Below are 21,721 nucleotides of genomic sequence, written 5' to 3' on the forward strand. Positions count from 1 at the left end.
TAGACAATGAGCGACAACGAAATTCGCCTAAGCCAAATGATTATGGGGTTCGGGCCAGGTGCGATGATCGACCTTCCTTCTCGGTCAATCATTGTCGGCGGACTGCCCTTGTGGCGGCAGCAGATCGAGCCTCGGATCATCATTGAACCCCGACTGCAAGAAATGCTTGAGCGCAGTCTGACCGAGAGTGGTCGGCTACCCGCTGGAGTTCGGCTTACGCTTCGTCAGCCACCGTATGCGACGAACGATGGCGATCGTATGAAGCGCGATGTGCCTGCCCTAGTGTTCCCTCTATGGTTTGTCTGCGACCCTGACTCTGGCACAACGCCGTCGGCGGGCGGATCGAGACGTCGCATGGTTCAATGGAAAGAAATGGAGTGGTCATCGGGGAGGTTCAAAGACGGTAGCAAAACCGTAAGCGTCACGCCGATGCGATTTGTCGCTGCATGCAAAAAGGGACACATGCAAGATATCAACTGGCGGGGCCTTGTTCATCGTGGACAGGGGCAGACTGGCTGCAGATCTGCAATGTGGTTTTTGGATCGAGGAACCAGTGCGGATCCGAAGGACCTGTCCATCGAATGTGACTGTGGCGCGCGCGTTGAGTTCGAGTATCTTTTTGCTGAAGGAATTCTTGGCGGATGCAACGGCCATCAGCCTTGGCTTGGCGACCAGTCGGTGGACCCAAAGGGCTGCAACGAAAACTTAAAGCTCCTGGTTCGCGGTGCAACAAATGCCTATTTCCCGCAAGTTGCAAACGTCATAGCGCTGCCCATCGATGCCGACCATATCGGGGATATTATCAAGGCAAATCTGGCAAGCCTTGCAAAGCTAACAAGTGTAGATCAGCTGATCGGGGTACTGAGCTTCAACCAAGCGCTATCCAGCATGTTTGGTGCGGTCGATCCGGTTCAGATTTTTTCAAGAATTCAAGAGCTCAAAGGGGCGGCCAATCCCGCCACCCCTGTCGCAGGATCTCCGAAAGTTGCTGAGTTCGACATTTTGGCCTCTGGAAAAGATCTGATAGGTATCAATTCAATCGACTCCCGGCTGCATGCAAAAACACTGAAAGATGATGAGTGGAGAACCGGCGATATCCTCGAGCAGTTGCTTACTCGCGTGGTAGCGGTCAAGCGGCTGACGGAAGTGACCTGTTTGTATGGATTTACTCGTCTCGAACCTGCCCCTGTTGCATCAGATGGCAGTTTGGAAGAGGTCCTACTTGCCGTCGAGGGAGCGAGTCTGGGCGAAGCAGACTGGCTTCCGGCAATCGAACAAAACGGCGAGGGCATTTTTTTACAGTTCGATCCGGCGGCTGTCTCGGCAATCGTGCAGTCGAAGTTCAACATTGACCGTGTCAATGAACTTCGTTTAGCCTATGATGATTGGACTGGGAAATTCAAGAACTCCCCGAGCTTTCCTGGCGGTGCGTACACTTTTCTGCACTCGCTTTCACATGCGCTGATGTCAGAAATAGCCCTCCAATGCGGTTACCCAGCAACCTCCATCAAGGAAAGGGTGTACGCTCTGCCCACTGACGGCACGCAGGGTACAATCGGCCGACTTGGCATCTTGCTCTACACATCCGCATCTGGCGCACAGGGGTCTCTTGGAGGTTTGGTAGCAATGGCGCCCAAGATCGTTAACCTGATGGGCGCTGCCGTTGAGAAGATGCAGGTTTGCTCAAACGATCCTATTTGTTCCGAGAGCACGCCTCAGGCACACTTTGACGGGTCGTTGGTGAATGGTGCCGCCTGCAATGCGTGCTTACTAGTCCCGGAGACGAGTTGCGAAATGCGCAACATGCTGCTTGACCGTCTAATGTTGTTGGATCTGCATTCAGCTTTTGCTTGAGCAAGCTGAAAAAGCAAGCACACTTCCTCCCGATGTCGGGCACCTGCACTTCAGCCCCCCACGGCATGGTTCCTCCCCGGCCCCGAACGTATGCGGGGGGGCGCAGCGCGGCATTTCGCTAGCGAAAGTGGATTTCGTGGGGGAATCCACCCAAATCCACCTGATGATAAGATGTGGTAATAAATACATAATTATCAGTAACTTAAACGTTCTATATTTTGGACCACTGGATTTCTTGTGGAATCCAGCAAATCCACTTGGTCAAATCCACTTGACCAAATCCAGCCTGCCAAACTTACGAACTACGACGGCTTTAGAAACAGCGCTGTGACCTGCCACGGCCCACATAGTCAAGTTCGACTGCCCGCATCCTCGGTGGCTGTTGCGCCTTCGGTCAATCCGTTGGAAAGGGTGATCAAACAGCATGGCGTCACCGGCTGATCCGGTACACCCGAGCCCTGCCCTCTTCCTTGGCGGAGGTCACGGTCAGCCCGAGTTTCTTGCCCAGCGCTCCCGATATGGCACCGCGCAAAGTGTGAGCCTGCCATCCGGTGGCGGCGATGAGGACCTCCATGGTTGCGCCTTCCGGCGCTTTCAGGAGGGCAATCAGTTTTGCCTGTTTGGTGCCCGGGCGTGAGACGGGGCGTGCGAGATTGGAAACATTGGACAGAAGATGATTTGCCGGAGGCATTGGTTCCGGCACGATCCCGATTGCGGTTAGCCCCGCATTGGTCACTTTGAGCGTTGTGCCGTTGCCATCACCGGTTTCACGCCAGAGGGGATCGCCTTTGCGAATGTCGGCGTCGACTTCTTCTATCAAACCACGTTCGATCATCTTGGTAACGGCCATCTTCGCCGCAGCACCATGCAGGCCCTTCGGCAACGGCATGGCAATATTGCCGGGGCGCTGGGCACCGGCGGTCAGGATAACGGTTTGCGTCTCGGTCAGTTTCGTCATGACTGGTTCTCCTTACATGTCATTCTGGGCAAGGAATGCCGCGATGCGCAATTGCTGGGCGATGGCATCATCGCAAGAGCCGAAGCGTACGGCGTCACATGCGGCAGTGATGGCATTACTGTTCGATCTGACGGCGCTGGGCGCGGTCAATCGGCATGTCAGGCATCGTCTTTCACATCGGGTTGGGCGTCGACAGTAGCGGCTTCCGTATTGATGGCGTGATAACCACTGGTCACAAAGAGATGGTCATCATTGTGATCCGTTTCGGTCAGGAAGATTTCAGCAGCGCGCATGGCGGCAGATTCAGTGGCCGCTTCAACCACCACGCGGTGGGTGAGAGTTTCGATCAATGTCACGGTGAACTTCGGCATCTCTGGCTCCGCACGTGGGCCGCGCGGGATGCGTTGCCTGCTACCCAGTCAAGCCCCCGGCTGGGGGCTTGGGGGAAATAGACCGACCTTATTCCGCGTGTTCGCCTTCCTTGAACGCGCTGTCAGTGATCTGGCGCAGTTGGCTGGCGTAATGGGTCAGGGTGCCGACATGACCCCAGCTTATCTCGTCCGGGTGTATGTCGAAATGATTGCCGCTAAGGGTGGTGAGCCGATCAAGCATGACGTCGATTTCGCGCTTAGCGGCAACGAATGCGTCAATGGCCTTGGCGTTGTCAGTGGCGATGCGGTTGGCCATGGCTGTTTCCTTGCTGTTTCGCGTCGTAGACTGAATCGCGCTTTAAGCCAGCGTCGCTCAAAAGCAGCCCTTGATCAACAAAATAACAAGCGATATCATTGCTTTGATTGCATAGGAGATGGCAATGAACGGCATGAGCGAGCGGGACTATTCCAATCATTCTGGTATGTCGCGAGGGGCGGTTCAGAATGCCAAACGCAGCGGCAGGCTAGTGTTTTATGCCGACGGGTCGATCAACGCTGTCGCATCCGATGCGCGCCGGATGGAAATGACGGACCCCGATCAGCAGCGACGCTCATTTGGCGGCGATGCTGGCATGCCGACTAGTGGCAGTGGCGGAACTGACAGCTATCTCAAAGCCCGGACGGCGTTGACTGTTTACCAGGCGCAGGAACGTCAACTGGCAATTCAGAAGAAGAAGGGTGCGCTGGTCGATCGCGCACGGGCTGAAGCGCTGGTATTCCGCTTGGCCCGGCAAGAGCGCGACACTTGGGTGACTTGGCCCAGCAGAATGGCGGCGTTAATGGCCGCCGAAGTGGCTGCAGAGGTGGAAAAGCAATCGGGCCAACCGGTGATGATCGATGCCACGATCATGCAAAGGGCGCTGGAAACCCATGTCAGAGCGCAACTTGAGGCGCTTGCCGATCTCAGAGTTTCGCTTGGGTGACAATGGCGGTCAGACGGAGAATTTCGATCCCAGCTTTAAATGTACCGAAGAAGAGAATAGTGAGCGGGAAGGTGACGGAGTCGATGGATGCGCGCCTCTGTGGCGCGCTATCCGCCTATTTCGGCGCTGCATATCTCCCAACTGTTATTCGACTTACAACCTCGGATCGCTGCCGTAGGGGCTATTCAGGCAGACGAATTTGGGATCCGCGTCGTAGGGTCATTTCAATGTGACCGTAGAAATACGGATTGGCGTTTCACGTGCCGCCTGCGATGAAGGCGGATGAAACCTTCAAAAGTGACCAATCTTCATATCTGGCGATACGTCCTGCTATGGGCTCTCATGGTCGCATTGGCGCTTGGGGCATTGGCGCTGTTTGAGCGGCAAAGCCTGGTGCGCGAACTCACCGTCAAAAGCGGTATCTTGCACCGTTTGGCATCGCAGCGGGCGGATCAGCATGACGCGCATCTGACCTCTCTCTCGGCCATTTTCGTCGCGGGTGGCACCGCACGGCAGGATTTGCTGCTGGATGTCGGGGCAACGATCATGCGTTTCTATCCACGCATTGCCTCAGTGACGGTGACCGCGCTTGACCCTGCAGAGCCAACGATCCAAGCGTCACCCGGACTTGCCGCCGAGGATGAGGCCCTTATCCGCCAGATGGCACGCCGTTCCACAGGCGGGTTGCAAATCGAGCAAATGCCGACAATGCCTGACCACTATTTGTTGGTGAAGCGCAGCCCCAACACGGATGCGGCGCAACATGGATTGGCGCTTGTCATTGACGCGGCCGCGCTCATCCAGACCGACGACCCGTTTTGGACGCGCCCCTCCGTATCCCTTCGGCTGCTGACCCCGAAGGGGCGCCAATTGATCGGCACCCCTGAGACAGCTGAACCGGGCTTTGCCAAACCTCTGGGCAGTGCGTCCCAGCCATTGATCTTGGAAGCCTCCATGGCAATCGGCATGGCCGATATTTTGCCGCCAAGAATGGCCCTAATCACAGCGTTATTGGCGACGGCCCTGTTCTTGCTGACATTCCACACGCTGAGGCAACGAACCCGCGCGAAAGCGGCAGAACTCCGCGCCGACCTGAGCGCGCAGGAAACCCGGCTCGCCCATGCGTCGCGCGTCAATGCATTGGGAGAAATGGCCAGCGGCATGGCGCATGAGTTGGCACAGCCTTTGACCGCTATCCTCAGTCTGGCGCAGGCCGGGCGTCATTTGGCGCGGCGGGGTGAGGTCGCGCGGTTGGGCAGCGTTCTGGACGATACCGTTTCACAGGCCCAACGCGCGGCTGATATTCTGGACCGGCTGCGGCGGTGGAGCAAACCGAACCGCTCGCCCGCCACTGCCTGCCCTCTGAATGAAGCGGCCCGCAGTGTTGAGCGGCTTCTGGCACGGGCGGCAACAACCGCAAGGGCCTCGGTCACTTTGGCGCTGTCGACTGCACCCATCTTGGTGAATGCCGACCCTGTAGAGCTGGAGCAGGTTGTCTTCAATCTGGTGCGAAACGCGCTTGATGCCTCGGACGGTGCGCGCATCACGATCCGGACCAAGACCAATGGCGCGGTGGCGATATTGGAGGTGAGCGACACTGGGCCGGGCGTGCCAGACGATATCAAGGCGCGGATATTTGCGCCCTTTGTCACCGGCAGGCCGGATGGGACCGGGCTTGGACTGGCGCTGTGTCAGCGCCTTATCGAGGAAATGGGCGGTGAGATTTTACTGCTGCCCGATGCAGCTGAAACGACGTTTCGACTGTCTTTACCCCTCTCTATCCCTCAGGATGCACCATGACCAACCTTGTCTATCTCGTTGACGACGACGAGGCCGTCCGCAATGCGCTGTCCTTATTGCTGGAGACTGTCGGGTTGGCGGTGCGCAGCTATGCCTCCCCCGAAACCTTCCTGCACCAGGCCGGTACGCTGCTGCCGGGCTGCCTTATCCTTGATATCAGAATGCCCGCGATCTCTGGCCTGAAACTGCAAGAGAAACTGGCGGAGCAAAGCATATCATGGCCCACCGTCATTATCAGCGGCCATGGCGATATCGAGGCCTGTCGGCGGGCGTTTCGCAACGGCGCGATAGATTTCCTGAGTAAACCCGTGGATGAGCAAGACCTGATCGATGCGATCCAGAAAGGCCATGCGATGCTGGAAGCCGATCGTCAAATATCGGCAGAGCGGGCCGAAGCGACGACTTTGCTCAACCACCTGTCCGCCCGTGAGCGTGAAGTGCTGGGGATGATCGCAAAGGGCCTGACCACAAAGCAAATCGCCGATGCGTTGCACCTGTCGCCCCGCACGGTTGAAAGCCACCGCGCGGCCATTGCTGCCAAAGCGGGGACATCATCCGCGGCGGAACTGACCCGCTATTGGTTGGAGGCGCAGGCGGATCCGTAGAACTACGGACCGGCCTGCGGACCCTACGAATATCGGGGCAAGTCGGCTTGCTGTAGAAATGGTGCATCCGTCAAACAAAAGGAATTCTTTGATGATCCGCACCGTTACACTTATTGCCGCCCTCGCATTCCCCGTTGCCACTTTTGCGCAAGACCTGCCTACCGCTCCCTATCTTCCGCTTGATCTGGCCACGAAAGCCGCACAAGCCGCTGTTGCCGCCTGTTCCGCCGAAGGTCATAACGTGAGTGTCGCAATTGTGGCGCGCAGCGGCGTGACCAAAGCAGTGCTTGTTGCTGACAACGCAGGACCGCACACAGTTGGATCCGGCATCGGCAAGGCCTTTACATCGGCAAGCCTTGGGCGCGACACCGCCGGCCTGGCGGGCTTTATCGGCTCCGCGCCTGAAAATGACGGCCTGCGCGATATGGACAGCCGTCTGGTGATCCAGGCCGGCGGTATGCCGATCAAGATCGGTGGCGCGTTGGTCGGTGGCATCGGTGTCGGTGGCGCGCCTTCGGGCGCAATTGACGAGACCTGCGCCCGCGCTGGCCTTGACGCCATCGGCGCAGAATAATCCAGACTTGGCCCGCCCCGGATTGGGGCGGGTACCGCTTTTGAAAGGTGATCCCATGCTTCGCTTTCTATGTCTTGTCGCCAGCTTGGCATTTTCGGGTGCATCCCAAGCACAAACCGCACCGTCAGCCGCAGAAATCGCAAGCTATACTGGCATGCATCTTGCGGCCCACGAAGGCCATGTGGACGAGATCAAGCGCCTGATCGCCTCGGGTGCGGATTTGAACGCGCGGGACCGCGTTGGCCGGACCCCGGCGCATATTGCGGCTTTCGCCTCAAACGATGACGCCGTAAGCGCGCCTGCCAAAGGCGGCGCAGATATGAATGGCTTGGAAAACCGCGTCTATGATGTGCTGACAATCGCGGCTGTCGCGAACAATCCTGTATTGGTGTCTCTGGCGATGGAACTTGGCAATGGCGCCGACCTGATCACCAGCGTCTATGATGGCACCGCCCTTATTGCGGCCGCCCATCTTGGACATCATGAGGTCGTGGCACTGCTTGTTGCAGGCGGCGCACCGCTTGACCATGTCAACAACCTCGGATGGACCGCGTTGATGGAGGCGGTGGTGCTGGGTGACGGCGGCAACGACCACATTAGAACGCTTCAAATCCTGGTCGATGCAGGTGCAGATAAATCCATCCCGGATCGCGATGGGGTAATCCCCCCCGAAAGTAAGGGGCTGCGGAAGTAGAATTTTCTCGGCAAGATGAACGAGGAGATTTTGAATGAAGATGACCAGATATAGCGAACCCCAGATCCTTGCGATCCTGCGTCAGGCCGAAGGCGGTGTGCCGGTGGCTGAGCTTTGCCGTGAACATGGCATGAGCAATGCGTCTTTTTACAAATGGCGTGCGAAGTATGGCGGCATGGACGCGTCCATGGTCAGCCAGATGAAGGTCATGGAGGAAGAGAACCGTCGGCTGAAGCGGATGTATGCGGACCTGAGCATGCAGGCTGATTTGCTGAAGGAAGCCCTTGGAAAAAAGTAACGCGGCCATCTCAGCGCCGCGAGATGGCCGAAACGGCGGTGGAACGACGGGGTGTCAGCATTGCGCTGGCATGCCGGGCCTTTGGTGTCAGTGAGACCTGCTATCGTTACAGCCCGAAGCTGAAGGACGAGAACGAGGTGATCGCCGATCTGCTGACAGGGCTGACGGATGCCCGGAAGACCTGGGGGTTTGGCCTGTGTTTTCTGCATCTGCGCAACGTGAAGGGGCATCCGTGGAACCATAAACGCGTCTACCGGATCTACTGCGAGCTAGAACTGAACCTGCGGATCAAGCCTCGTAAGCGGCTGAAACGGGAGAAGCCCGACGTTTTGGCTGTGCCAGACGCGCCGAATGTGACCTGGTCTATGGACTTCATGGCTGACCGCCTCGGCGATGGCCGTGCGTTCCGCCTGCTGAATGTCCTTGATGACTTCAACCGCGAGGGCTTAGGCATCGAGGTCGATTTCTCGTTGCCTGCCGAACGGGTGACACGAAGCCTCGACAGGATCATCGAGTGGCGGGGAAAGCCAGGCACGATCAGGGTCGACAACGGCCCTGAATACATCAGCGAAACGCTGAGAAAATGGGCTGAGAAACATGCTGTTACGATCCAGCACATCCAACCCGGCCAGCCCCAGCAAAACGCTTATGTCGAGCGCTATAACCGGACGGTTCGGCATGAATGGCTGGACCAATACATCATCGAAAGCATCGAGGAGGCTCAGGATCAAGCCACGCAATGGCTATGGACCTACAACAACGACCGCCCCAACATGGGCATCGGCGGCATCACACCCGCCATGAAACTGAGAATGGCTGCGTGAATTCTACGGATGCACCCCGTTAAAAAGGGGGAGATTGCCATGGGGTCAGCCCTCTCCAGCATGCGACATTGCGCGGCTACACAGAAATGGTGCACATCCTTGAGTGACCCAATGGGTATGTGGCACGGAATTCGGGCGACTGCATTTTCGCTTCCGACGCAGCCGATGAACAAGGCGTGACGAATTGCATCCACCGCATGCGGCCGTGCTGTTTGCGATGAGATCAGCGGGCATCACCACGCCCGCTTGGTCGAGCAAGCGGAAGGTATTCCTTGCCAATTCAAACGGTGCGCGCGCCCATTCTTCGCGATCAAGGCAAAGGGCGAAGGTCATGCTTCGGACAGACTAGGGCGGCTGTTTCGACCACAGCCCGCGCAGGCCCCATTTCCAAGTATTTCCGATAGATCAAGCGGCCCACGAATAGAAGTTCAGATTCAACTCGTGAAAATATTCCACTTGACCTTCCACCTTGGGAAGGCTCGATCTTGGCAGGGTCATATTGGAGAAAAAAACATGACCACCCTTTCGATCCCAGAAATGTCGTGTTCTCATTGTAAAGCTAGTGTTGAAAAAGCGATCAAGTCGGTCGATCCCACGGCGGTACTTGATTTCGACATGGTCGCCCGCACGGTTGCCGTCCAAAGTGATGCCATCACGGATGCGATGCGCGCGGCCCTCAAAACGGTTGGCTATGAAGCAACGGCGGCCTAAGACGTGCGCTGTTCACCCCCTCTGATGCCCTCCGTTTACTGTATCGGGGGGCAGGATCAGGCTGCTCAACCGTTGCAAATCAGTGCTGATGCGCCCGCGCTGATCGGCGGGGTAGGCCTCGGGAGTTGGCAAACCTCCGTTCAGGTAAAACAGCACTAGGTCGCGGGCAATCGGGGCAGCCGCGGTTGAGCCGCCGCCGCCATGCTCAACAAGGACCGACACTGCGATTTCGGGTTTGTCAAACGGGGCGAAAGCTGTGAAAAGTGCGTGATCACGACGTTTCCAAGGCAGATCGGCTTGGCTTCTGACGCCAGCTGCGCGTTCTTCAGCTGTGATGCTGAAGACTTGACTCGATCCTGTCTTGCCCGCCATGGGTTGTCCTTCTGCAACGATCCGAGAGGCCTTGGCCGTTCCACGACCAGAATTGACGACATCAAACATCCCCCGATGGACCAAGGCCAACGAAGATGACCGAAGACCCAATGGTTCCATGTCGGGATCAACCGATCCGATCATTGGCTTTACAATGCGCGGCATCACAGCTCGTCCCGAGGCGATCCTTGCCGTCATAACCGCAAGCTGCATTGGTGTCGCTAGGACAAAGCCCTGTCCGATTGAGGCATTGATTGTATCACCGATCAACCAATCGCTTCCCTGTTTTTCTTGCTTCCATAGGCGGGACGGATTTACACCAGCTGACATCCCCGAGAACGGCAAGTCGGGCTTCTGACCAAGGCCTAACCGCGTATTCATCGCGTTTAGGCCCTCAATACCAACACGCTGTGCCATTTCATAAAAAAACACATCACAGGATTCGCGCAACGCGGCTTGCAGGTTCACGCGACCGTGGCCTCCTCTTTTCCAACAGTGAAACCTGCGCCCCGCAATTTCAACGAAGCCGGGGCAAGCGACGGTATCCTGTTCCTTCACCACTTCTGCTTCAAGCGCGGCAAGAGCGAGCGACATTTTGACGGTCGATCCAGGAGGATAGGCCCCTTGCACCGTTTTGTCCGCGAATGGGCGATATTCAGAGTCGCGCAGCAAACCGTAATCACGGGATGATATCCCGTTTACGAATAGGTTCGGATCAAAGGATGGTGCTGAAGCCGACGCCAAAATGTCGCCATTGCGAACATCCATAACAACTGCAGCGGCGCTCTGATCCCCCAGTCGCGCAAATGTGAAGTTTTGCAGATGATGGTCGAGCGTTAGATGCAGGTCTTCGCCAGAGATTGAAGCCGTTTGTTTAAGGTCGCGCATAACGCGGCCGGTGGCATTGACCTCAACTGCCAAAGTGCCTTGCGCGCCACGCAGCTCTTTCTCGAACGTCTTTTCGATGCTGGTTTTGCCAATCTTGAACCCCGGCAACGATAGCAGCGGATCTGTGGTTTCAACCGCCTCCAAATCACCTGAACTGACACGCCCGACATAGCCGATCGTATGTGCAAAATCGGAGCCAAATGGATAAGTGCGTTGCAGTACCGTTTCAAGGTTGACGCCCGGAAGCGCAGGCGCGTTCACAGCAACCCGCGCTAAGTCTTCCCATGTAATGTCTTCAGCAACAGACAATGGCACAAAGGCGCTGGTCTTTTCACTACTTTTCATGATTTCAGCAATATCATCATCAGTAATAGGCAAGACCAACTGCAATTGGCGGAGCGTCGAGGCTAGGTCACCCGCCTGCTCCCGCACAATTGTCACTTGGTAGGTAGGTCTATTATCGGCAAGTACATCGCCAAAGCGATCCAGGATGCGCCCGCGTGCAGGAGCAATCAATTGAAGATTGATCCGGTTATCTTCGGCAAGCATGCGATACTGCTTGGCATCGCGGATTTGCAGCTGGCGCATCCGCAAGCCTAAAACGCCAATAATCGCGATCTGCGCGCCGCCCATCACAAGCGCGCGTCTGGTTATACGTTTCTGGCTAAGTTCTGTGGCCTGAACAGAGCGGCGCATCAGTTTCCTCCAATAATTGAACGCGAGCCGTTGCGTTTACGCCATTCAGTTCGGATGGCTAGGAACAGTAAAATCAGGCCGACAGCCGTAACCCACGGTCGGATAGGATCAAACCAACGCATCAGTGCTTCACCGCCAAAGATCAACATAAGGACTTTGTTGCAAGTCGGGCAGGCGATCCCGAGAAACGACGCAATGCTTCCTATTCCAGCTTTCTTGGTTGAGCACTTCGGCTGCCGAATAGCTACGTATATACCCGCCATGCTGGCAAAGATGAAAAGGTAGGGAAGCTCCCATCCTGCTGTCGGCGTCATTCGTGTAAAAAACGGATTGTGCCAGACCGCTGTAATTGTTCCCATCACGGCAAAACTGAGTCCTGCAACCAGTACTCCACGCACAATTTTATGCGGATAGACGCGGTCAAGGTATATTGAAAGTTGATAACTATTCCACATGTCCGCCTCCTACCGCGCTGCGAAATGTACTTCGGCGAACTCATCGCCGTAGCCAACGTTCACGATCCACATGCCTGCCATTGGCACCTCGCCCTGGCCTTGCCATGCCCCGTTGCCCACAAGTTCAAGTGGTTGGTTGAGCCCATCCATGTGCATAGACTCCATCGACAAGCTTACTTCTGGTGGCATGGTGGATGAGATATTCGAGGTGAAACTCGGCGAGAACTGAATCTCGATGCGGTAACCAAGGTTGCCCAAAACATAAACTTGCGCTTCGATCATGCCATCCGAGAGTTGTTCTGAAAGAATGGCGGCAGGTATGAGCGCATCACTTTCAGACAGAGGGGCCGGCCCAGAGCGAAGCCCACCCCATACAAACAGCCCCACGAGTGCAAGTACGGGTAGCCCGATAAGGGCGCAGACAGCTTTAATTATCATTCATTTGCATCCCTGATGTGTGAACCATTCCTGCCATACCCGCGTCAGCGACAGGTGTGTCGACAGCGGTCGGGGCGTCGGATTCATTGAGTAAAAAAGTGGCTATTGCATTGCGATCGGCATCATTCAAAAATGAAGTTCCAGCATGGACGACTTCTGCCATACTGCCTCCGAAGACATCGCCGTCAGGCATTATGCCAGTGCGCAGGGCGTAGGCCATGTTGGCCACCGTCCATCCTTTGGCCCATAGCTCAGCCCCACGGATCGGCGGGGCTTTGCTTCCGCCCGGCAGATTGTCATTTCCTGCGAGCGCTTCACTCTCCTTCAGGCCACCCAACACGTTCCGTCCAGTATGACAGGCCGCACAATGCGCGACGCCTGTAACCAATTCCTGCCCTCGGTTCCACATCAGGCTTTGCCCCATAACCGGTGAGATCTTTACGGGTGACATGTATGCCGCGCGCCACAGTTTCAGACCCCACCTCAGATTGAATGGGAAGCTGATGTCACTTTCGGCAGCGGCCCCCTGCACAGTGGGCACAGACTGGAAGGCGGCCCAAAGATCAGCGACATCCTGATCCGACAGATCGGCATAGAACTCATAGGGAAACGCCGGATAATAGGCTTTGCCATCCGGACGCACCCCTTGCCGCAAGGCCACTGCAAACTGATCCAGCGTCCAGTTTCCAATCCCGTTGACAGGATCGGGGGTAATGTTCGGAGGCACAAAACTACCAAACGGCGTGTCAAGTGGCGCTCCCCCTGCCAAAGCCGCACCACCCATCGCGGTGTTAGTGTGGCAAGCGATGCAACCAGAAGACCGCGCGAGATAGGCCCCTCGATATACATCGCCAGCCTGCATGCCCAGATGGACCGGTTCAGCAATGGACCACCTCGCAATAATGGCAATGCCGACAAATCCGGCCGCACCAAAAGCGAAAACCGCACGTATGAGACCGCGCATATCAGTTACCCTTCCGAAAAAGTGAATGACATGATGCACAGGTCTGGCTGATCCGCTCGAACACGTCATCTGCGGCCATCAACTTGAAGTCGATCGCCGTGAATTGGCCATAGCCTTTTGCGGCGGCGATCGTGGGGGGAGACTTGTCTGCGCGCGAAACAAGACCCATCAGTTCTTCAACTGTAAACGCAGGAGGCGGCATGTCCTCCGGCATTGTGACGACGTCCATATCCACGATTTCAGCGGTCGGCACATCTGGAACGGCAACAGGCGCAGGCACATTGAGCCCATTGGCTGCGGCGATATCCAAACCTTCCGCATAGAGACGCAATTCCTCCGATAAGGTTTCGAAGCGCCCCCACTCGCTCCAAATCTCGGGTTTGGCATAGGAGGATGCCGGGATTGGCTCTTTAGGGAATAAACGCGCCATGTTGTCGCCCGCATGGCTTTGCAGAACGCTCGCTGCATCGCGAACCGTCCATTCATCATAGGGGACCTGCCCCTGCATAATAGGAGCCAAACTTTTCATGACGTCCCGCATGGCGGACATTCCCGTCATGCGCTCCATCACAACGCCGGTGGCCCCGTTATGCGCCAATGCCGCTGCCCCAAGCGACGATAGGGCTATTGCGCCCAATATTTTGTTTTTGAACATTCTTCACCTGTCTGATTGCTGCTTTGTCGGACCTATGGCCCAAATGGAACAACGTCAGACGCGAGGAGGAGGCGTATCAAACACAGGATTCAAGCCCGTCAATAAAATGGCTTCGGACCGCAAAAATCTCAGACAATGCAATGCCTCTGCGGCCAAATGCGACATATTCGACGGTACAACATAAACCGAGCAAGACGCGTATCTATGACAATTTACAGGAATCTGCGATTGCGCAACGGTCGTAACCGAAGTCGTTTGATGAGGAGCGTCATGCGCCCCGGCAACTGTAATCGGCGACAAAACTAGCGTAAAAATTACAAAAAGCATTGACAGCAAGCTGCCCGCCTTTCGTGCTAAACCGATGAACCACCCTTCGCTACGCATCACACAATCCCGGCTTTACTGTCCAATTTGCGGGCGCAGCCGATTTCGGCCACTATTTCGCCATCTGTCAACTTTTTCGCCGATGGTATCATGGGTGCGAATGACCAGTGATGCCGACGAGTGACCTATTGCATCGCAACAAAAACGGCGGTATAGCCATGATCTGAAAGCCTATAAGTTTTTTTGACCTGGTGCGGCGTGATCTCATCCTGCTTGATCGTATTTGTCCCGTCACCTGACACGCAAACGCGTTCACAATAAGTCTTGTCTGCGATCACTTTTGATGAAGCGCTCGCAATTAACTTTGCATCGGCCAACGCTGTATGCAGCGTCCTTAACGCAGTTTCAGCCGTTTGAACCGGAAACTTGTCCAGGTGGGAACGCGCATAGATCCTGCCCGCTGCCCCAACATGGGCCGCGGCCGAGGTAACCCCAGCGACGTTCGTGATCTTCATGCCTGCTTTGCCCGTTCTGGTTCTTTATTATTTCAGATTAATTTAACTTGAGTACCTATTTTTGCATAGCCAAATAGTTCCGAAATATGTTCGTTATACAGGCCAATGCAGCCGTTAGACGAGCGCCGCCCAATTTTGCGCGTGTCATGCGTGCCGTGAATCCGGTAGTATTGCCAAGAAAGATAAAGCGCATGAGTGCCTAAAGGGTTCTCAGGTCCAGGCGGCACGAAGGCAGGCCATTCTGGATTGCGCAGCCGCATTGCTGGTGTTGGCGCCCAGCTTGGGCCTTCAACTTTGAGAATGACCTCCGTGTAGCCCAGCCGTGTCAGGTCTTCGCTCAGCGGCACGCTTGAAGGGTATATCTTGTAGATGCTTTCGTCTTCTGACCAGAACTGCACGACCCGCGCGCTTGTATCGGAAAGGATCACGCCCCCTTTCAAGCTGTCAAAATGATCGCGCCAACTCGCCAGCTTAAATGCCGAGATATTGTTACGGACAGGGTCTTCGCCAAGTGCCTGCGCCGACGTGCGCCCAGCAACCAGCGCTGCTCCCATCCCTAGAGAACCCATAAGAAAACACCGCCTGCTTTGGACCTGTATCATTCGGATGCTCTTCCCGTTTATGTCTATCCGATTGATCGCACCTTCCAGCGCTGGAACCGCAAGGGATTTAGGTTAAACTCTCCGTGAACGCGCAGGCGACCCCAGTCAGACCACAACTTGATCGTACAAGAATACCGGCGCTCCGACGGGTACTCGCTCATAAAGATCTGCGACGTGGTCATTCGTCAGTCGCGCACAGCCGTTTGAGACCGCGGTGCCGATGGTGCGAGGCTTATTGGTTCCATGGATACGCAGATAGGTATCGTGGCCTTCAGCGTCAAAAAGGTAGAGCGCCCTTGCTCCTAAGGGGTTATCCTCGCCCCCCGGAATCCCGTCAGCATATTGCGCATATGCATTCGGATTGCGCTTGATCATGGCCTGCGTGGGCTTCCATCTAGGCCATTTCCGCTTTGCTCCGACAGTGAACAGACCTGAGTGGTAGAGTCCCGGCTTGCCCACACCAACGGTGTAGCGCAGAGCCCGCGAATTCGGGAGTGTTAAAAAAAGCCGAAACTCGTTTGGAAAGACATGAATTTCACCTGCCGCAAGGATTGAAGGCACATTGACCAGTGTCGGAAGAAAATCACCAGGCAGGGCGAAGGCAGCTTGCTGATGGGCGGAAATCGGACGAGCCAGTCCCAACATAGCTGTAATTCCGGTAATAAACCCTCTGCGGTTCATGCGACCTAACCCCTCTGTTCGATTTTCCGCATGCAACAGAGCAGGCGGGAACAATCCTTTCATTCAAATAATAATCGCAACGCAGTCGTCACCTTCAAGTCACAACTTTGCGACGGATCATTTTCAATGAGGAATGTCACATTGTCTTCAAGAGATTTGTAATAATAATGCTAATCGTCTGTGCTGCACATAGGTTGCAATGATCCTTTGACGGAAGGCAATTTGAAAACTAGGCTGTGAAGCAGGCGTGTTTATCGGTGAACACCCCTCTACCAACAAAAGCAGAAACAGTCGTAAAAGATATTGCAGATCAGATGCGTGTCTCACAGGCTTTCACCTCAGAAATTGCACTTTACATGTTTCTGCCGGAACGAAACGCGGCCGCTGTAGGAAGATACAATTGCGCGCGACAAGCGGCAGGTATTGGGATCCACAAAGCTCCGATTCAGTCCTCGGTGGTAAATTCTATAACGCACCCCTTGCTACACCGTCGCCCAGAGCTGCCAGGTCATCACAATGAGAGAATACCGCAGCACCTTGCCAACTGCCACAAGTAGCAAAAAACGACCAATTTGCACCTGCATGATACCCGCGATCAGCGTCAACGGATCGCCGATCACCGGCACCCAAGCAAACAACAGTGACCACGTTCCGTAGCGGGCGAACCAAGCCTGGGCTTTCGCATTTGTGGCGTCTTTCAATGGAAACCAAGGCCTGTCCTTGAAATGGAGTAAATATCTGCCCATTCCCCAGTTGACGGCGGATCCGGCGATATTGCCCAGTGATGCCACGGTGATGAGCAGCGCGGGCGACCCCGTGCCACTTGCAAGCAGCCCAATCAAGACGGCTTCAGACGAGCCGGGCAAAAGCGTCGCCGACAAAAATGCCGACAAGAGCAAAAGCCCACAAGCCGCAAGGAATGTCATTTCCTCCCACCGTCAAGCAGCACGATCACCCCGCATCGATGACGCGCGCTATTTGCGCGATTGCGGCGGATTCATCCCATGCTTTGGGACCAAAGGCTCGGCTCAACTCTTGCCCCCTGCGGTTTATCAAAAGCGTCGTAGGCAGGCCATATGCGGCGAACGCCAGCTGCACCCGCAAATCCTCACCCCAGTAAAGCCCGACGTTTCGGATGCCGATCTCACGGTAAAAGCTGCGTGCAACGTCGATCCCACCCCGATCAATCGAGATTGGCACCACCTCAAAATCCGGGCCGCCGAGTTTTCGTTGCAACGCATCGAGCGCGGGCATTTCTGCGCGGCAGGGAGGGCACCATGTCGCCCAGATGTTCAGCAACACGACGCGACCCGCAAAATTGGAAAGCGTAAGCTTTTGACCTTTAGCATCCTGAAACGGCGGCGATAACAATGGTGCCGGATTGCCAGTCAGCTTGAACGGCGGGCGCGCAGACGCCGATTTGGCCGTCAGACCCAAAGCCAAGGTTGCGAACATAACTGAACGTCTGTTCATAGCGGTATCCTTTGGCTAAAGTGCCTGCCCGGCGATGCTGAGATGCCAATTGGTTTGCCATCATGCAGAAACCACAAGCCGCATCATCATACCAGTGAAAATTGCGTCATTTCTTGGCCGTAGCGCATCCACTTGGTCAGCCTCCGCGGTCCCGAGCGTTACTGGTAGTATCGATGGCAAACCCGCGGCATTTCATTCCCGTCAGGCATCGCCGTGCCGCCCAGTGCCATCAATTCCGCTATTATAATAGGCTTTCAGTTTTGTGATTGTTTGGGGGTTGCGACGACTGCGCACTCGGGCAACCCCTCACCAACGGGCAGGTAAACGATTGCATTCAGGCCGCCATCGGGCCGATTGCGGAGCATCACCGTCCCGCCATGCGCCTGAATGATGGTTCGAGAAATAGCCAGACCCAGACCAACGCCCCCAGTGTCGCGGCTGCGTGAGCCTTCGAGCCTAACATAAGGCTCAAACACAGCCTCTAGTTGATCGTCCGGCAACCCCGCGCCCCTGTCTGCAATGGTGATGACGGCCTGACCCGACTCTTCCACCAAATCCACCGTCGCCACCTCCCCATACCGGACAGCATTGTCGATGAGGTTGCGCAGCGCCCGGTTCAGGGCTTGCGGCCGAATAGTGGCGAACAGCGGTGGTGACGGGACAAGTATGGCCCTGTTCCCGCCCACATCATCCACCAATTCGCCAAGCAGGGCGGCGAGGTCAACCAGTGCGGTGGATTCCGCGCGCGCGACGCCACGCGCAAATTCCAACGTGGCCTCCACCATCGCCTGCATTTCGTTAACCAGTGCCTTCAGCCGAATACTATCTTCGGTTTCGTCCAGAATTTCGATCCGGAGTCGCATCGCCGTCAAGGGCGAACGCAAATCATGGCTCAGGGCCGCAAGCATATGGGTGCGCTCGTTCACGAAACGAGTCAGACGGTCTTTCATCAGGTTGAAGGCGCGCGTGGTGTCGCGCACTTCCGACGGCCCTGTCATTGGCAGTGGGTCCGTATCAAGCCCACGACCCAGCCGATCAGCACCAACAGCGAGGACGCGCATCGGGCCAATAACTCGCCGCGCGGTCCACCAGGCCACAAGAACGACTGCCACCACCATCAGCAGAAGCGGCAACAAGGCCTGCGGTGAAAACTGTAAGGAAGGTCGATGAAACATGGTACGCACGTTTAGCCAATCGCCGCCCGCCAAACGGATCGACAGTGTCATCTCGATTGGATCGGTTTGCCCCGCCATCATCGCCTCGTGCATCGGACGCATCGCGGCGGGCATTTGGAGTGATGCTGGCGCGATGGTATGGACATCCGCCCGAACTTCCCGTTCCGGTTCGCCGAGAGTTTTACGGATCTGGTTCAGAACAAAGTCAGCGTCGGCGCTGTCGTGGGGCGCTTCCGGCTCTGACCCTACTGAAAATCTGACCAGTGGCGAATCCGCAGCCCGCAGGATCGACAGGCGCAGATCGGCCGGGGCAGTGTCCAGCAGCAGGACCACATTTGCTGCGCGACCGGCGGCCTCCAACCCCAAAGCCGCCCGTACGGCCCGGTTACGCTCATCCGTCAACAACAACAAACCAAGCCCCTGCGTAATGGCCAGTGCCAGCAACAACATGGTCAGAAGTTGCCCCCCCAAGGATTGCGGTACCAATCGGCGCAGAATGGGAAAAACAAGGCTCACTGCATCTCACTCACATCGGCTGCAAAACTGTAACCACCACCCCAAACGGTAGCAATCAATGTGGGCTGGGTGGGATCAACCTCAATCTTGCGGCGCAGGCGGCTGATCTGGTTGTCGATGGTGCGGTCGAATACCTGTGCGGCGCGACCCGAGGTCAGATCGAGCAGTTGTTCGCGGCTGAGCACGAAGCGTGGGCGTTCGAGAAACGCCGTCAGCAGACGAAATTCGGCGGTCGTGAGCGCCACTTCAGCACCGTCGACATCGGTCAGGGTCCGGCGGTCGGTATCCAGCACCCAACGGTCGAATGCCAGCCTGTGCCCCGACAAACGCCCGCCTGCTACCTCGACCCGTTCGGACCGACGCAGGATCGCCTTGATCCGGGCCAACAACTCGCGCGGATTGAACGGCTTAGGCAGATAGTCATCGGCGCCAACCTCCAGCCCTACAATGCGGTCGGTTTCATCGCCCAAGGCGGTCAGCATCAGAATCGGGATGCTGCCTTGCGCGCGCAGACGGCGACAAACTGACAAACCATCTTCGCCCGGCATCATCACATCGAGCACGATGAGGGCGAACCGCCCACCTTTCATTGCTGCATCCATCGCTACTGCGTCTGTGGCAGCAGTTGCGCGCATCCCATTCTTTCCGAGATACTTCACCAATGCATCGCGGATCTCGCGGTGGTCATCAACGATTAGAATGTGGGGCGGCTGAGTCATTGCGTAGTCTCCTGATGCTCTGACCCTAGCGGAACTCGCAGACCGCACGCACAGAAAATTGTCGCAAACCGTGTTGATAATGCTGCTTGCGACAGATTGATACAAAATGGCGGTCTGCTTGACAAACCTCTGCGACACCTTCCCCCCAGATTGAACTCATCACAAACCAGTCTAGGAGAGACAGAATGAGACGCTCAACCAAATTTGTCCTTGCAGCCGTTGCCGCCCTTGGTCTTGCTACCGCTGCAATACCCGCGTTCGCACAGCAAGCCGAGGCGCATCATGGCGGGAAGATCGCTGGCGGCATGGGTATGATGGGGGGTCATGAGGGCATGATGGGTGGCGGAATGGCCACAATGATGGGCGGCGCCCAAAACCAAGCCATGGCCAAGTTTGACGCCGACAAGGACGGAACGCTCAGCGCCGAAGAAATGACGGCAGGTATTCAAGCCGAGATCAAGACGTATGATGCCGATGCCAATGGCACATTATCGCTGGAGGAGTTTGCCGTAATGCACGCGGCGCATACCCGGCCAATGACGGTACGAGCCTTCCAGATGCACGATCCAGACGGCGACGCGCAAGTAACAGAAGCTGAAATGTCAGCGATGGCTACAATGATGCAAAGCCATATGAGCGGTCAACCAGATGGCATGCCGGGCAAGGGCATGATGGGCAACAACTGACGCATGCCGCTCCCCTGCCAAACGGCATCTACATCGTTTGGCAGGGGTAAACGTATCAACGATCAGGAGGCAACAATGATGAACGGATATGGTATGGGTGTGGGGATGGGTTTTGGCTGGCTCTGGATGATCGTCATCCTCGTTCTGGTCGGTCTCGCTATTGCAGCGCTGGTTAAATACCTTCGCAAGTAAGGGCTTCTCTAGGCTGGAAAAGCCGGAAGTGTCTTGGATTTCGGAACCTTCGCCGCCCGAACATAGTTTACCCAGACACCTCATTTGAAAAGGAGTAAACGATGACCTATGGACGCTTCTTTGCGATGATAGCGACGTCAACGGTCGTGATGTTTGGCTTGATGTATCTGAACACCTACGCACTGGACCACATCTTTTTTTCGCAGACGCGGATGTGGATGGCGATGTATATGGGTGCGGCGATGGCAGTCATCATGCTCGCGTTCATGCTGGGCATGTATTCCAACCAAAGAGTCAATTTCGCGATCTTCGCAGGTGCGGCGGTAGCCTTCACCCTGTCGCTCTGGCTTGTGCGAAGCCAAGAGACGGTCGACGACCTCGCCTGGATGCGGGCGATGATCCCGCATCATTCGATCGCTATCCTGACCAGCGAGCGCGCTGAGATCTCGGATCCCAGGGTTCGCGCACTGGCTGACGCGATCATTGAGGCACAACGGAGCGAAATCGCTGAGATGAAAAGATACATCATCGACATCGAGGCAAACGGCGAGGCTCCTGCGGGCACACCCCGCGCTGATGTTGAATGATAGCGCTAAAGAATGGAGGTCGAGGTCGCTGATGGAAACGAAGGCAGGCGAAGGGTTTTCGCGCTTATCCTGACTCTGCATTCGTTAACTGATCCGCGTCAACGCTTTGGG

At 56.2% G+C, this 21,721-nt stretch carries 26 protein-coding genes; 11 read left to right on the forward strand and 15 right to left on the reverse strand.

Annotated features, from left to right (window positions below; all coding sequences use genetic code 11):
* Positions 1–6: 6 nt before the first annotated feature.
* A complete protein-coding gene (gene drmB / locus EOK75_RS07030) occupies positions 7–1,854 on the forward strand; it encodes a DUF1998 domain-containing protein (protein WP_137193191.1) in 1,848 nt (615 codons plus the stop codon).
* A gap of 430 nt (positions 1,855–2,284) precedes the next feature.
* Here drmB and EOK75_RS07035 read toward each other — a convergent pair whose 3' ends face one another.
* The 3 genes from EOK75_RS07035 to EOK75_RS07045 form a co-directional block, all read right to left on the reverse strand.
* Entirely contained in the window at positions 2,285–2,812 is a 528-nt protein-coding gene (locus tag EOK75_RS07035) for a DUF3489 domain-containing protein (RefSeq protein WP_137193192.1), read from the reverse strand.
* A gap of 158 nt (positions 2,813–2,970) precedes the next feature.
* A complete protein-coding gene (locus EOK75_RS07040) occupies positions 2,971–3,183 on the reverse strand; it encodes a hypothetical protein (RefSeq protein WP_137193193.1) in 213 nt (70 codons plus the stop codon).
* Positions 3,184–3,271: 88 nt separating this feature from the next.
* The gene (locus EOK75_RS07045) at positions 3,272–3,499 is read right to left on the reverse strand and encodes a hypothetical protein (RefSeq protein WP_137193194.1); all 228 of its coding nucleotides are present in this window, start codon (positions 3,497–3,499) and stop codon (positions 3,272–3,274) included.
* A 124-nt stretch (positions 3,500–3,623) separates the two neighbouring features.
* Between EOK75_RS07045 and EOK75_RS07050 the strand changes: the two genes are divergently transcribed.
* The 7 genes from EOK75_RS07050 (at position 3,624) to EOK75_RS07080 (ending at position 9,672) form a co-directional block, all read left to right on the forward strand.
* Positions 3,624–4,166: a hypothetical protein gene (locus tag EOK75_RS07050; RefSeq protein WP_137193195.1), complete on the forward strand. Its 543-nt coding sequence runs from the start codon at positions 3,624–3,626 to the stop codon at positions 4,164–4,166.
* A gap of 282 nt (positions 4,167–4,448) precedes the next feature.
* The gene (locus tag EOK75_RS07055) at positions 4,449–5,966 is read left to right on the forward strand and encodes a sensor histidine kinase (protein WP_137193196.1); all 1,518 of its coding nucleotides are present in this window, start codon (positions 4,449–4,451) and stop codon (positions 5,964–5,966) included.
* Positions 5,963–6,571: a response regulator transcription factor gene (locus EOK75_RS07060; RefSeq protein WP_137193197.1), complete on the forward strand. Its 609-nt coding sequence runs from the start codon at positions 5,963–5,965 to the stop codon at positions 6,569–6,571. The genes EOK75_RS07055 and EOK75_RS07060 overlap by 4 nt, the downstream gene beginning before the upstream one ends.
* 91 nt (positions 6,572–6,662) lie before the next feature.
* Entirely contained in the window at positions 6,663–7,145 is a 483-nt protein-coding gene (locus EOK75_RS07065) for a GlcG/HbpS family heme-binding protein (protein ID WP_137193198.1), read from the forward strand.
* A 55-nt stretch (positions 7,146–7,200) separates the two neighbouring features.
* Positions 7,201–7,839, forward strand: a complete 639-nt coding sequence (locus tag EOK75_RS07070; RefSeq protein ID WP_137193199.1) for an ankyrin repeat domain-containing protein — start codon at positions 7,201–7,203, stop codon at positions 7,837–7,839.
* Between the two features lie 34 nt (positions 7,840–7,873).
* A protein-coding gene (locus EOK75_RS07075) for an IS3 family transposase (protein ID WP_137193200.1) occupies positions 7,874–8,961 on the forward strand; the annotation gives its coding sequence in 2 pieces (ribosomal slippage) (positions 7,874–8,135 and positions 8,135–8,961; 1,089 coding nt in all).
* Positions 8,962–9,474: 513 nt separating this feature from the next.
* The gene (locus tag EOK75_RS07080; RefSeq protein ID WP_137193201.1) at positions 9,475–9,672 is read left to right on the forward strand and encodes a heavy-metal-associated domain-containing protein; all 198 of its coding nucleotides are present in this window, start codon (positions 9,475–9,477) and stop codon (positions 9,670–9,672) included.
* Between the two features lie 12 nt (positions 9,673–9,684).
* Here the strand turns inward: EOK75_RS07080 and mrdA are convergent, their stop codons facing one another.
* The 12 genes from mrdA to EOK75_RS07140 form a co-directional block, all read right to left on the reverse strand.
* Entirely contained in the window at positions 9,685–11,568 is a 1,884-nt protein-coding gene (gene mrdA, locus EOK75_RS07085; RefSeq protein ID WP_276612489.1) for a penicillin-binding protein 2, read from the reverse strand.
* A gap of 59 nt (positions 11,569–11,627) precedes the next feature.
* Positions 11,628–12,083 carry a hypothetical protein gene (locus tag EOK75_RS07090; protein ID WP_137193203.1) on the reverse strand — a complete coding sequence of 152 codons (456 nt, stop codon included), beginning with the start codon at positions 12,081–12,083 and terminating at the stop codon, positions 11,628–11,630.
* Between the two features lie 9 nt (positions 12,084–12,092).
* Complete coding sequence (locus tag EOK75_RS07095; RefSeq protein WP_137193204.1) at positions 12,093–12,521, reverse strand: hypothetical protein; 429 nt, start codon at positions 12,519–12,521, stop codon at positions 12,093–12,095.
* Positions 12,511–13,524 carry a c-type cytochrome gene (locus tag EOK75_RS07100; RefSeq protein ID WP_205965442.1) on the reverse strand — a complete coding sequence of 338 codons (1,014 nt, stop codon included), beginning with the start codon at positions 13,522–13,524 and terminating at the stop codon, positions 12,511–12,513. The genes EOK75_RS07095 and EOK75_RS07100 overlap by 11 nt, the downstream gene beginning before the upstream one ends.
* On the reverse strand, positions 13,487–14,140 hold the full coding sequence (locus EOK75_RS07105) for a c-type cytochrome (protein WP_137193205.1): 654 nt from the start codon (positions 14,138–14,140) through the stop codon (positions 13,487–13,489). The genes EOK75_RS07100 and EOK75_RS07105 overlap by 38 nt, the downstream gene beginning before the upstream one ends.
* A gap of 509 nt (positions 14,141–14,649) precedes the next feature.
* The gene (locus tag EOK75_RS07110) at positions 14,650–14,979 is read right to left on the reverse strand and encodes a hypothetical protein (RefSeq protein ID WP_137193206.1); all 330 of its coding nucleotides are present in this window, start codon (positions 14,977–14,979) and stop codon (positions 14,650–14,652) included.
* A 32-nt stretch (positions 14,980–15,011) separates the two neighbouring features.
* Entirely contained in the window at positions 15,012–15,533 is a 522-nt protein-coding gene (locus EOK75_RS07115; RefSeq protein WP_240794042.1) for a L,D-transpeptidase, read from the reverse strand.
* A 153-nt stretch (positions 15,534–15,686) separates the two neighbouring features.
* Entirely contained in the window at positions 15,687–16,262 is a 576-nt protein-coding gene (locus tag EOK75_RS07120) for a L,D-transpeptidase (RefSeq protein WP_137194322.1), read from the reverse strand.
* Between the two features lie 482 nt (positions 16,263–16,744).
* Positions 16,745–17,188, reverse strand: a complete 444-nt coding sequence (locus tag EOK75_RS07125) for a YqaA family protein (RefSeq protein WP_137193208.1) — start codon at positions 17,186–17,188, stop codon at positions 16,745–16,747.
* Positions 17,189–17,213: 25 nt separating this feature from the next.
* The gene (locus EOK75_RS07130) at positions 17,214–17,735 is read right to left on the reverse strand and encodes a TlpA family protein disulfide reductase (protein ID WP_137193209.1); all 522 of its coding nucleotides are present in this window, start codon (positions 17,733–17,735) and stop codon (positions 17,214–17,216) included.
* A gap of 254 nt (positions 17,736–17,989) precedes the next feature.
* Positions 17,990–19,426, reverse strand: coding sequence for an ATP-binding protein (locus tag EOK75_RS07135; RefSeq protein ID WP_240793940.1), 1,437 nt, complete (start codon positions 19,424–19,426; stop codon positions 17,990–17,992).
* Positions 19,423–20,145, reverse strand: coding sequence for a response regulator (locus tag EOK75_RS07140; protein WP_137193210.1), 723 nt, complete (start codon positions 20,143–20,145; stop codon positions 19,423–19,425). Before EOK75_RS07140 ends, EOK75_RS07135 begins: the two co-directional genes overlap by 4 nt.
* A 185-nt stretch (positions 20,146–20,330) precedes the next feature.
* Here EOK75_RS07140 and EOK75_RS07145 point away from each other — a divergent pair, with 185 nt between their 5' ends.
* From EOK75_RS07145 to EOK75_RS07150, 3 genes are all read left to right on the forward strand, one after another.
* Complete coding sequence (locus tag EOK75_RS07145; RefSeq protein WP_137193211.1) at positions 20,331–20,831, forward strand: EF-hand domain-containing protein; 501 nt, start codon at positions 20,331–20,333, stop codon at positions 20,829–20,831.
* Between the two features lie 75 nt (positions 20,832–20,906).
* On the forward strand, positions 20,907–21,023 hold the full coding sequence (locus tag EOK75_RS21940; protein WP_476705431.1) for an SHOCT domain-containing protein: 117 nt from the start codon (positions 20,907–20,909) through the stop codon (positions 21,021–21,023).
* Positions 21,024–21,124: 101 nt separating this feature from the next.
* Positions 21,125–21,610, forward strand: coding sequence for a DUF305 domain-containing protein (locus EOK75_RS07150; protein ID WP_137193212.1), 486 nt, complete (start codon positions 21,125–21,127; stop codon positions 21,608–21,610).
* The last annotated feature ends 111 nt before the right edge of the window (positions 21,611–21,721 follow it).

The sequence above is a fragment of the Pseudorhodobacter turbinis genome (assembly GCF_005234135.1).
GTDB classification, from domain to species: domain Bacteria; phylum Pseudomonadota; class Alphaproteobacteria; order Rhodobacterales; family Rhodobacteraceae; genus Pseudorhodobacter; species Pseudorhodobacter turbinis.